Origin of the sequence: Niallia endozanthoxylica (assembly GCF_008710145.1) — a bacterium.
Classification (GTDB): domain Bacteria; phylum Bacillota; class Bacilli; order Bacillales; family Cytobacillaceae; genus Bacillus_BD; species Bacillus_BD endozanthoxylica.
Genome location: NZ_VYKL01000060.1, coordinates 24,512 through 35,904, shown reverse-complemented (window position 1 = coordinate 35,904; position 11,393 = coordinate 24,512). Strand labels below are relative to the sequence as shown.

The following is an 11,393-nucleotide window of genomic DNA, read 5'->3' as shown; positions in this document are numbered from 1 at the left end:
AGTGATCATCAACCTGGCTCTCCTACGCTCACGGGCACTATCATCCCTCTATAGTGACCATCAACCTGGCTCTCCTACGCTCACGGGCACTATCATCCCTCTATAGTGACCCTCAACCTGGCTCTCCTACGCTCACGGGCACTATCATCCTTCTGGCACACAACAAAAAAAGCCTAGGGTTCCCCCTAAGCTCAAGCTCCTAAATCATCCTTCAATTGCTGCGCTGATTTTTCCCACATACCAGCATCATGGTTCTGTAAGAATTCCCGCAAAATGCCCTTAGATTTTTCATCCATATGATCGACAATAATATGACGTTTAATCGATTTATCCATCCGGTTCACATGCTCTGGCAGCGATTTATAGCCTCTGCGAATCTCACGGTCTACTGTCATTTCGCACGCTGTCACGCCTGCATAGTGAGGTCCTCTCTCATCACGGTCAACCGTCACCCATACAAGCCAATAAGGTTTGCCGTTTGGAACCTCATCTTTATTTGGCAGAAATTTAATTCCCTTTTCCACCACACTTCTTGCATGCATGGCGCCAATATCAATGACCGCATCACCTTCTTCAACATCAATAATAACAGGCGACACATTATCAAGGCTCAACGCACCTTTTCCAAACCCCTTATGTCCATCCAGCGGTTCATTTTTAATAATATTAAACTCAAGCTTCTTTTTCTTTTTTTCTTCCATTTATAAAACTCTCCTTTCATTCTTTTAAAAAGTTTGTGCATAACCAGTTGATTTCCGCTCCAGGTGCTTCGCGCACCTTAGGGCGGTTCGGGGAGCCTCCTCGGCGCTATCGCACCTGCGGGGTCTCCCCTGACCCTTCCTCCCGCAGGAGTCTCGCACCTTCCGCTCCAATCAACGAGTTACAACATAAACACTGAACTTAGACACAGCATTTCTTTTAAAAAAACCAGCTATAAAAAAAGTCATTTAATCCATTTACCAGCCATGGCAGTACGGTGCCGAAAATGGGCTGAATGGTGTATTGGTCAAGCGGCGTGATGACCAGGATCAGGAAAATCAGCATTCCATACTGCTCAAACTGCGTCATTTTTGCCCGTAAATCGGACGGTGCCAGATCCTCAAGGATGCGGTAGCCATCGAGCGGCGGCAGAGGAAGCAGGTTAAAAATAAACAGCACGGCATTCAGCTGAATGAAAATATCAAGAAACTCCGGTACAAACGACGGAAGAGATACAGCCAGCCCCGAGGCCACCAAGCCATACCAAATCACAAATGCAATACAGACCATAATCAAATTGCTTAAGGGGCCTGCAAAGGAAACGGTAATCCCCGCCACGCGCGGCTTTTTAAAGAAAAAGCGGTTAACCGGTACCGGCCGCGCCCAGCCGAATCCAGCAATAAAAATCAGAATCGTCCCAATGGGGTCTAAATGCGACGCCGGATTCAAGGTCAACCTTCCCTGATTTTTTGCCGTATCATCACCAAATTTCCAGGCTGTAAAGGCATGCGCAAATTCATGGACGGAAAAGGCAATAATCAGTGTTAATGCAACATATGGAATTTTTTCTAACGGGTATGCCAAAAACTGCGAGAATGAGTCCAAACGGCAAAACTCCTTTTTCAACTCTTTGAATAAAAGTATACATGATTACCATGTTAAAGTGAAAAATGATGCCATCTCTAAGGTTAACAATCTGAAAATAAATGGGAAAATTTGTGGTACACTAGGTAACAGGTGGAGCTCACCTTTGATACATACCAACCCATTTAAGGAGACTGATAACTATGCCATATGTGACAATTAAAATGTTTGAAGGCAGAACAGATGAGCAAAAAAAAGCACTTTGTGAAAAAGTAACAGAAGCGGTAATTGAAACAACAGGTGCATCAAAGGAAAGCGTCGTTGTCTTCATTGAAGAAATGACGAAAGACAATTATTCCGTTGCGGGCAAACGCTTAATCGACTAATCTCTTAAAATCCATCACCCAAAAAATACAGTGCCCTCAAGCACTGTATTTTACTCTATTGAAGCTCCGTCATCTTCCTCAACGCAGCAATATATTCATAGGCACTGTCAATTTCATCCGTTGTATAACGCTGTTTGCTTTTTAAGGTAAAAATCTTTTCCTCCACTTCTTCTTTTGGAAGATTATCAAAAAATAATACGGTCGAGACAAGTTCAAGGAATCTTGCACTTTGGCTGTTCATATCTGTTAAACATTCCTGCAAATGGGGGATGTCAACGTGATTTTCAGACAAAAACTCTTTTCCGTTATCGGTTACGGTATAACGATATTGATAGTATCCGCCCTTTTTTTCCTTTACTTCATCTAAAAATCTCATGTTACAAAGCTCTTCCACCTGCACCGTTAACTCCTCTGAGTATGGTCCATAAAAATGAAATTGAAATTTTTCTCCGAATGGAAAGGATAATTTTTTTGAGATATAAATCATCTTTTGAAGTTTTTTTCTACCAATCACTTCTCCAGAGGCTGCAATAGCCTGCATGACCTTAGCATGATCTTTTAACAAATTTTTCAACTCCTACTTCTATATCGATTGACAATTCAATCTTCTATATCCAGCAGCTTGCGGATTTGCTTTTTAATATTTTTCTTCGAGGAATCATCACAAATGAAATCTAGCGGATAATATAGCTTATGATCGGTTCTTCTTTTACCTGATATGGCATCTACAATTTCCGATTCTCTTGAAAGCTCGCGAATGTCGCCGCTTTTCATTAATAGCTGAATCGGCAGACGCTCTTCTTCCTCACCCGGCCGGTAAAAATCATACGGTAAATCCGAAGAAGAATCGACAACAAGATAATATTCCGGATCCATTCCTGCCTTTTGGAACAGGGTGGACAGCTCCGCTAGCTTTTTATATTCCTTTGCCGGCTCAAACTCAGCATATTTAAATAGATTCCGATTCATAAAACGGCGGCATAAATCACGCAATATTGGGTCTTCTTCCTCCTGCCACATTTGAAAATAATAGAGAATAACAGATTCATCCAATTTCAGATAATCCTCCAATGTAACCTCTTCTTCAAACATGGAATAGAAATGAACTGGATGGGACTTAAAGGAATAATAGTTTTCATGAAGTGCCTTTGCCCGGTGCAGAATTTTAGTCAAAATAACCTCTGCACTGCGGGTGACTGGGTGAAAGTACACCTGCCAATACATTTGATAACGGCTCATAATATAGTCCTCAACCGCATGCATTCCGCTCTTCTTAATCACAACCTGGTCCTCTCTTGGACGCATCACTCTTAAAATTCGCTCCATATCAAAATGACCGTAGCTTACCCCTGTAAAATAGGCATCCCGCTGCAGATAATCCATCCGGTCAGCGTCAATTTGACTGGAAATCAAGCTGATGACTAGTTTGTTTTGATAGGTTTTGGCAATCACTTCGGCTACTTTTTTCGGAAAGTCGTCCCCTGCTCTCTTAAGGACGGCATTTACCTCTGTATCTCCTAAAATAATAGCCTGTGTAAAATATTCATGGTCCAGCTGGAACACTTTTTCAAAGGAGTGAGAAAACGGTCCATGCCCTAAATCATGGAGCAGCGCGGCACAGAGGGAAAGCAGCCGTTCGTCATGACTCCAGCCAGGGCGCCCCTCAAAGACGTCATCCACAATACGCCGGACAATTTCGTAGACTCCAAGTGAATGGTTAAACCGGCTGTGCTCCGCTCCATGGAAGGTCAAATAGGTTGTCCCTAACTGTTTAATTCTCCGCAGACGCTGGAATTCCTTCGTTCCAATTAGATCCCAAATCATCCGGTCACGCACATGCACATAGCGGTGCACAGGGTCCTTGAATACCTTTTCTTCCAATAACTTTTCCTCTGAATAGACCACTTTCTCCCCTCTTTTCTGTTCAATCTGAATAGGCAGCCGCCAAGACAGCCACTTTATACTTTTCTTATTATACTCAATCTCTCCGTCACTTCTCTACAAAATTCAACAAAAACCAGCCTTTTCTATATATGTCCTTTTAATATTTCGACTTATACTAGCAGATATTTAACTCATAGCAATATGGTCATGAAACCTTTCAGCAGAGCTGAAAGGCGTGTGAAAAGGACTTTTCACACGAATGAGTCAAATATCTAGCGGAAGAACCCGGTTTACTACTCGTACATGATAGGAAAAGAATTCCTATACTGATGTACTAAATTGGATATATATAGAAGCACTCTATCTATCCTATTCTTCTACAAAAAATAAAGCACCTGCCAAAGGACAGATGCTTTACTTTTTCATTTATTAGATTATACGAACGTTAACCATTCCTGGGATTTTACCGATATTTTCTTCTAATGCAGGAGTTAAATCGCCGTTAAATTTATTATCGATATCAATGATTGTATAAGCGTAATCTCCACGGCTTCTGTTTACCATGTCCGCGATGTTTAAATCATAGTTTGATAAAACAGCAGTAATCTGTCCGACCATACCTTTTACATTTTGATGGAAGGCTGCTACACGGCGTTTGCCTGTGTAAGGAAGTGATGCATTCGGGAAGTTTACTGAGTTTACGATATTTCCTGTTTCTAAAAATTCCTTTACTTGATGAGCAGCCATAATCGCACAGTTTTCTTCAGATTCTGCAGTAGATGCACCAAGATGTGGAATGCAGACACAATTTGGCATTTTTAATACTTTCTCATTCGGGAAGTCAGTGATATACTTACCAACCTTGCCGCTCTCAAGTGCTTCAGCCATATCATCTTCATTCACAAGCTCGCCGCGGGAGAAGTTCAAAATATGAACGCCATCCTTCATAATCGCGAAGGAATCTTTGTTGAACATTCCTCCTGTATCCTTTGTAAATGGTACGTGAACCGTAATATAATCAGCCTTTGCATAAAGCTCTTCAAGGCTCATCGCACGTTGTACATTACGAGATAAGTTCCAAGCAATATCAACAGAGATAAATGGATCATATCCGATAACATCCATATCCAAACGAAGCGCATCATTTGCAACACGGGCACCAATCGCTCCAAGGCCGATGATTCCAAGCGTTTTTCCTTTAATTTCTTTACCGACAAACTGTTTCTTTCCAGCTTCAACAAGCTTAGGAACTTCTTCTCCCTTGCCTTCTAAACCTTTTGTCCATTGAATACCAGCAAATAAATTACGGGAAGAAGCCATTAAAGTGGTTAATACCAATTCTTTAACTGCATTGGCATTTGCACCTGGCGTATTGAAAACAACAATTCCTTTTTCCGTATATTCATTAACAGGAATATTATTAACGCCTGCTCCTGCACGGGCAACAGCCTTTACATTTGTATCAAGCTCCATATTATGCATGTTATAGCTGCGAAGAACAATCGCATCAGGTGCTTGTGCATCATTATCAATTGTGTAATTATCATTGTTTTTGAATACATTTAATCCGACTTCAGCAATTGCATTTAACGTTTTAATTGTGAACATGTGTTTCTTTTCTCCCCTTTAGCTTTTTATGTTTTTATTAAAAAATGGCTGGTTAACTATAAATCTTACTTTTGAATTAGTTGACTATAAAAAAAGGAGATTGGACTCAACTCCAATCTCCTGCAAAATGTAAGAATAACAAATAAGACTTGTTACTCTTCTGTCCTTTTGCCTGAGATTGTGAACCCTTCGGCGCCGCGCATTGCAATCTCTCCAGAAGCCGCTCCTGTTATAGCTTGAACCATAACCATCTTCGCTAGCGAATATTTTTTCAAATAATGAATACTGTAAAGTTTAAAAATTTTGTCGAATAATTGTGTAATAATTTTAAATTTTACCAACTCTAAAGTTTTTATTCAAGTTCTAATCTGATTTAATTTCTGGAAAAACGAATATATTTTAATACTAAAACACCTTCATTCGTCTTTTATTAAAAGTCAGAAAATTTACTGATATAATGTTTGAATTATAATTCATTTCAAAAAACATATCAAGTGTTTGATATTAAGACTTTAACCTAGTTTTTTAAAGGATAACGCTTACATTACGAATACATCAATAATACATTAACACGAACATTTTTTTATTTTTTTTTATTTTCATTCGTAAAGAAGTAAACTTCTCTAGGAAGTATGTTAATGATTCGATTACTTCCATCCTCATTCAGGTTCCCTCTATATTAGGCTATGTTAACGAACTATGTTGATGAGACAAAAATCAACAATGCTATATAATTAAAAAATCTCCTTAGACAAAGTCCAAGGAGAATCCTTATTTTTTCAGCTTCTTTTTAATCTTTTCTTCTAGTTCTTCTTCTGATAAAGCAGCAAGCGGCCGATTATTGACAAAAGCAAAGGTTTTCTTTCTGCCGGGACCGCAATAGGACTGGCAGCCGATTTGAATTTCTGCTTCCGGATCCATTTTTTTCAACATAGGTACTAACGTTTTTAAATTCACTGCCTGGCAATCGTCACAGACACGGAATTCATTTGCCATAAAGAATACATCCCCTTCTAATATTTCAATCACATCTATAAGAAATGTGACAACAAACGATTTCTCACATTTTCATTCTTTTATTAAAAGCTTTGTTAGCGAACAATGTTGATAAGCCAGATTTCTGACTCATCTAAACCATGTTAATAAATAAAGCCTTATTAAAAATAAGACTAGTACAATTTACACTATGTGGTATTTTAACGCTTCTTTTTCAGTATTGCAAGCTGATTTCTACAAGTATGACCTTACACTTACGGATAAACTATCAATGAAAAGATAGTATTTTTGAAAGCTAGAACTGAAGAATGTACCATTCTCCTTTCCACTAAGAGAAATTCCTGTCTGTTCTTACCTATAATAAGACAAAGTCACATTCATTAGTATGTGTTTCACCTCAAAAAACCATTCCTTTTTACATAAGTCTACTATCCTTTTAATCATTTTGTATAAAGTTTAAAAAATTTGGACATGATGAAAATAACGCTTTATAAAAATACAAAAATATGATAGGGAGCTGAAGAAATGAAAGTTCGTCAAGACGCATGGACAGAAGAGAATGACTTGCTGCTTGCTGAAACTGTCCTAAGACATGTAAGAGAAGGAAGTACACAATTAAATGCTTTTGAAGAGGTAGGAGATAAGCTTAATAGAACATCCGCTGCCTGCGGTTTCCGCTGGAATGCCGTTGTTCGCCATAACTATGAAAAGGCGCTTCAGCTAGCAAAGAAACAGCGCAAGCAAAGACAACGGATTTTGGGGAAAGATCAAGGCGGCAAGAAGAAACTATTATACTCTCCTCCGCAGCCGAGTATGGAAGAAATTGAGACCTTGACCTCACAAACAGATACTCAAGTATTTAATGAAAATATGACAATGGAAATGAGTGAAGAGATGACTGCTAATATGAATACAACAGATGCTTCACCAGCCATGTCTGCAAGCGGAATTAATCTCGATGTCATTGTCTCTTATCTGCAAAATATGAAAAACTCAGGTTTTCAGGTTGAGATATTAAAAAATGAGAATGAAAGATTAAAACGAGAAATTGCCGAGCTTAGAAGAACTAATAAAGAGCTTGAAGAAAAGATTGGCGAGATGGAACAAAATACTGAAACCATTCAGGAAGATTACGAGACGTTAATGAAAATTATGAACAGAGCCCGCAAACTAGCCTTGTTTGAAGAAGAAGAACGTCCAGCGACAACCTTTAAGATGGACCGAAACGGTAATCTGGAAAAAGTCGCTGAGTAATAATAAGATAGAGTAAAAAAAGCCGTTGCTTAAACGGCTTTTTTTTGCCTTGTTTTGTCTATTTACAGTCCGCATTTCATATCGAAATAGTTCAATAGATTGAAAATGAAGTGCTATTGCAGGAGTTTTTTACTCTCCCATTACCTTTCGATTCCTGTCTACTACCCTTTCATGATAGCCTTCAAACAGTGAAACCTCTTCCGGAGACAAGGAAGCAGCAAAAAGCTCTCCTGACTTCGATTGCAGTGCCTGCAAAAAGCGGAGCATCACATCCTGAACGGTTAAGTCCGCTTGAAGCAGCTCTGACAGCGATGCCATCACTTCAGGAACAACCTCAGGGTACTCCTGTCTTGTCTCTTCTCCTTTTTTACTAAGCTCATAAAATTGTTTAATCAGCGAAGCCCTCTCGCTCCCGCTGCCATTGACACAAAGGTAGATTTGCACAGCCACGCCTTTTCTGATTCTCCGTTGCGAGATTCCGGCAAATTTTTGATCATTTATACTAAGATCATAGCTGCCAGGACAATAAGAGCCGACAATCTCCCTCGCCTCAATGACCTTGTCGTAATCCGCAAACATGTCCTTTACAAGCTGCCACATCGCATCATAGCCGCGATTGATATCGATGCCTTTTGTCTTTTCCGGAAAAACAAGCGTCAAATTCAACACTCCTTCATCCAACACAACCGCCAGCCCGCCGGAATTGCGGACAATTACCTCATAGCCGTTTTCTTCTAAATAGGTTATTCCATCTTTTAAAAATGGAAGCTTTGTATCCTGAATCCCGAGCACAATCGTAGGCTTGTGAACCCAGGCCCTTGCTGTTGCCGGCGCTTCCCCCGAACCAACAGAAGCGCAAAGTGTATCATCTATCCCGAATGATTGCAGGGCACTTATATAAAGACCAGATACAGACTGATCAATCACTCTCCACCGCTCTTGAACTAATAAATCCATTGTGTCTTTCATGATTTTTCTCCTTGACGTAATGCTGTTGTTGTATTCATTATAGCATGCGGTGGGGATGAGCAAAAAGGCAGGTTTCATAGTGACCTTTCATCTTCCGTTTCCTCCTCCACGGGCACTATCAATCCTCTTAAGTGACCACCCGCCTGCCTTTTCCTCCTTTACGGGCACTATCAACACTCTGCTTCTATTACATTTTTTCAGAAAAAAAGGTACACCATCTAAAAGATGATGTACCCCTCAAAATATGCTTTATTTTTTCAAAGCCTGTGCTGCTGTAATCAATGCTAGTTTATAAACATCTTCTTCATTACATCCGCGGGAAAGGTCATTTACCGGGCGGTTAAGTCCCTGCAAGATTGGTCCCACCGCTTCAAAATTTCCTAAACGCTGAGCAATTTTGTAACCGATGTTACCTGCTTCAAGACTTGGGAAGACAAACACACTTGCATCACCTTGAAGAACGGCTCCTGGTGCTTTTGATTTTGCTACAGATGGTACAAACGCTGCGTCGAATTGGAATTCACCGTCAATGATTAACTCTGGGGCACGTTTCTTTGCCTCTTCCACTGCAGTTGAAACCTTTTCTGTTTCAGGAGACTTTGCGGAGCCCTTTGTAGAGAAGCTTAGCATAGCCACGCGAGGCTCAATATCAAACATTTCTGCTGTCTTCGCGCTTTCAATGGCAATTTCAGCTAAATCGTTGCTGTCAGGTGCAATGTTAATTGCACAATCAGCAAACACATACTTTTCATCTTCACGAACCATGATAAATACACCGGAAGTCTTGCTGACGCCTTCTTTTGTTTTGATAATCTGCAGGGCCGGGCGAACTGTATCAGCAGTTGAATGCGCTGCACCGCTGACAAGGCCATCTGCTTTATTTGTATAAACAAGCATTGTGCCGAAATAGTTTTCATCTAAAAGGATTTTGCGGGCATCCTCATCCGTTACTTTCCCTTTACGACGTTCTACAAATGCAGCTACAAGTTCATCAAATGCTGCATAGCTTCCTGGGTCATAAATTTCAGCCGATTCCAAAGAAACATTCAATTCCTTTGCTTTTGCTTCAATTTGCTCGATATTTCCTACTAAAATAGGTGTTAATACCTTATCTTCCGCCAAACGTCCGGCAGCCGTCAGAATTCGTTCATCTAATCCTTCTGGAAAGACAATCTTCAGGTTTTGACCTGTTACTTTTTGTTTTAAGCCTTCGAATAAATCACTCATATATTTACACTCCTTTGATTATTTCCCTCTAATAGAATACCCTTCCAATATAAAAATTCAAGAACTGACAAGCTTCTTAAAAAATGTTCTATTTTTGTCATATTTCTAAATTATTACTCATATTGATCAAATTATCCCTTTACTACTATCTACATATTTTAAAATAATATCCCAAAAAATGATGATTCTGATTTTTTCGGGTTTCAACCATGAGGTTATGGCAAAACTATGTTATAGTAGTGAATGAAAATGTATTGTAAGGACAAGGAGTGAAAATAGATGAGTCAAGCAGCAAAAACGCTCGATGGATGGTATTGTTTACATGATTTCCGTACAATGGATTGGACCACTTGGAAAATGGCTTCAAGCGAAGAACGTGAGTCAGCCATTCAAGAATTCCAAGGTCTAGTAGACAAATGGAACCGCACAGAAAAGGAAGAACAGGGAAGTCATGTTATTTACAGCATTGTTGGTCAAAAAGCAGATTTTATGATGATGATTTTACGTCCAACAATGGAAGAATTAAACGAAATTGAAAACGAATTCAACAAAACAAAGCTGGCCGAGTTTACAATTCCGGCTCATTCTTATGTATCTGTAGTAGAGCTAAGTAATTACCTTTCTTCTGATGAAGATCCTTATCAGAATCCGCAAATTCGTGCACGACTGTATCCTATTTTGCCGAAATCAAAATACATTTGCTTCTATCCAATGGATAAACGCCGCCAGGGCAATGACAACTGGTACATGCTTCCAATGGAGGAACGTATGAACTTAATGAGAAGCCATGGTATGATCGGCCGTCAGTATGCTGGCCTTGTTAAGCAGATTATTACAGGCTCTGTTGGTTTTGATGATTATGAATGGGGCGTTACGTTATTCTCAGATGATGTTCTTCAATTTAAGAAGCTTGTTTATGAAATGCGCTTCGATGAAGTAAGTGCTCGTTACGGCGAGTTCGGATCCTTCTTTGTTGGAAACCATCTAGCAGATGAAAAAATCCAAACCTTTTTACATGTGTAAAAAAAGCAAACAAGAACTTACATAACTTGAGCCTCAGGCAGATGCCTGAGGCTCTTTTTGTGTTATATGTTGTTACCTACAATTGAAAATGGCTTAAAGTATATTATCGCATGATGTTTCATTCAGCGATAAAATGAAACTTCCATCAGTGGGGGGTTCTTCATCCCCACTGATGGTTAGTTGAGGCCCACAGGATGTGGGTCACACAGACGTTGCCACAAATGTGGCGTTCTTCGTCTGTAATTCCGCGAATGGACCTTTACGGGCAGTTAATCTCCCACCTATCTTCTTTTGTATACTCAGATTCTTGATGTGGGAGTCTTACTGCCCGTTAAGAGTGGGATAAATCAATGAATGCCTATGTACAATATAGCCGCAGAGTCATCTACTTTCCAATTCTCCTATTTTTAGGTAGTCTCATTTTTTAGTCATATTTGGCCTTCCTCTCCCATATCCATTAGTTAGTGAGTTTGATATATTTTA

General features: G+C 39.7%; 11 protein-coding genes and 1 riboswitch. Of the genes, 3 read left to right on the top strand and 8 right to left on the bottom strand.

The window, feature by feature from the left end; genetic code table 11:
- Positions 1-191 precede the first annotated feature (191 nt).
- Both F4V44_RS25705 and F4V44_RS25700 read right to left on the bottom strand, forming a co-directional pair.
- On the bottom strand, positions 192-701 hold the full coding sequence (locus F4V44_RS25705; protein WP_150442830.1) for a YwhD family protein: 510 nt from the start codon (positions 699-701) through the stop codon (positions 192-194).
- A 217-nt stretch (positions 702-918) separates the two neighbouring features.
- On the bottom strand, positions 919-1,584 hold the full coding sequence (locus F4V44_RS25700; RefSeq protein ID WP_150442829.1) for a site-2 protease family protein: 666 nt from the start codon (positions 1,582-1,584) through the stop codon (positions 919-921).
- A 182-nt stretch (positions 1,585-1,766) separates the two neighbouring features.
- Here F4V44_RS25700 and F4V44_RS25695 point away from each other — a divergent pair, with 182 nt between their 5' ends.
- A complete protein-coding gene (locus F4V44_RS25695) occupies positions 1,767-1,949 on the top strand; it encodes a 2-hydroxymuconate tautomerase (RefSeq protein ID WP_150442828.1) in 183 nt (60 codons plus the stop codon).
- 55 nt (positions 1,950-2,004) lie between these two features.
- Here F4V44_RS25695 and F4V44_RS25690 read toward each other — a convergent pair whose 3' ends face one another.
- The 4 genes from F4V44_RS25690 to F4V44_RS25675 form a co-directional block, all read right to left on the bottom strand.
- Complete coding sequence (locus F4V44_RS25690) at positions 2,005-2,514, bottom strand: YwgA family protein (protein ID WP_150442827.1); 510 nt, start codon at positions 2,512-2,514, stop codon at positions 2,005-2,007.
- Between the two features lie 35 nt (positions 2,515-2,549).
- Positions 2,550-3,854: an HD domain-containing protein gene (locus F4V44_RS25685; protein WP_150442826.1), complete on the bottom strand. Its 1,305-nt coding sequence runs from the start codon at positions 3,852-3,854 to the stop codon at positions 2,550-2,552.
- A gap of 408 nt (positions 3,855-4,262) precedes the next feature.
- Entirely contained in the window at positions 4,263-5,441 is a 1,179-nt protein-coding gene (locus F4V44_RS25680) for a phosphoglycerate dehydrogenase (protein WP_150442825.1), read from the bottom strand.
- A 150-nt stretch (positions 5,442-5,591) separates the two neighbouring features.
- A riboswitch (glycine riboswitch) is annotated at positions 5,592-5,668 on the bottom strand.
- Positions 5,669-6,212: 544 nt separating this feature from the next.
- Complete coding sequence (locus F4V44_RS25675; protein ID WP_150442824.1) at positions 6,213-6,437, bottom strand: DUF1450 domain-containing protein; 225 nt, start codon at positions 6,435-6,437, stop codon at positions 6,213-6,215.
- Positions 6,438-6,962: 525 nt separating this feature from the next.
- Here F4V44_RS25675 and F4V44_RS25670 point away from each other — a divergent pair.
- Complete coding sequence (locus F4V44_RS25670; RefSeq protein ID WP_150442823.1) at positions 6,963-7,691, top strand: RsfA family transcriptional regulator; 729 nt, start codon at positions 6,963-6,965, stop codon at positions 7,689-7,691.
- 129 nt (positions 7,692-7,820) lie between these two features.
- Here F4V44_RS25670 and F4V44_RS25665 read toward each other — a convergent pair whose 3' ends face one another.
- Together F4V44_RS25665 and pta are read right to left on the bottom strand one after the other, a co-directional pair.
- Complete coding sequence (locus tag F4V44_RS25665) at positions 7,821-8,660, bottom strand: lipoate--protein ligase family protein (RefSeq protein WP_150442822.1); 840 nt, start codon at positions 8,658-8,660, stop codon at positions 7,821-7,823.
- A gap of 249 nt (positions 8,661-8,909) precedes the next feature.
- Complete coding sequence (gene pta, locus F4V44_RS25660) at positions 8,910-9,887, bottom strand: phosphate acetyltransferase (RefSeq protein ID WP_150442821.1); 978 nt, start codon at positions 9,885-9,887, stop codon at positions 8,910-8,912.
- Positions 9,888-10,166: 279 nt separating this feature from the next.
- On the opposite strand from pta, the gene hemQ reads away from it, so the two are divergent.
- On the top strand, positions 10,167-10,910 hold the full coding sequence (hemQ, locus tag F4V44_RS25655) for a hydrogen peroxide-dependent heme synthase (RefSeq protein ID WP_150442820.1): 744 nt from the start codon (positions 10,167-10,169) through the stop codon (positions 10,908-10,910).
- Positions 10,911-11,393 lie beyond the last annotated feature (483 nt).

Coding starts and splice junctions, on each gene's coding strand:
- F4V44_RS25705 (WP_150442830.1), bottom strand. CDS start 701: ATGGAAGAAAAAAAGAAAAAGAAGCTTGAGTTTAATATTATTAAAAAT.
- hemQ (WP_150442820.1), top strand. CDS start 10,167: ATGAGTCAAGCAGCAAAAACGCTCGATGGATGGTATTGTTTACATGAT.
- F4V44_RS25680 (WP_150442825.1), bottom strand. CDS start 5,441: ATGTTCACAATTAAAACGTTAAATGCAATTGCTGAAGTCGGATTAAAT.
- F4V44_RS25675 (WP_150442824.1), bottom strand. CDS start 6,437: ATGGCAAATGAATTCCGTGTCTGTGACGATTGCCAGGCAGTGAATTTA.
- F4V44_RS25670 (WP_150442823.1), top strand. CDS start 6,963: ATGAAAGTTCGTCAAGACGCATGGACAGAAGAGAATGACTTGCTGCTT.
- pta (WP_150442821.1), bottom strand. CDS start 9,887: ATGAGTGATTTATTCGAAGGCTTAAAACAAAAAGTAACAGGTCAAAAC.
- F4V44_RS25695 (WP_150442828.1), top strand. CDS start 1,767: ATGCCATATGTGACAATTAAAATGTTTGAAGGCAGAACAGATGAGCAA.
- F4V44_RS25665 (WP_150442822.1), bottom strand. CDS start 8,660: ATGAAAGACACAATGGATTTATTAGTTCAAGAGCGGTGGAGAGTGATT.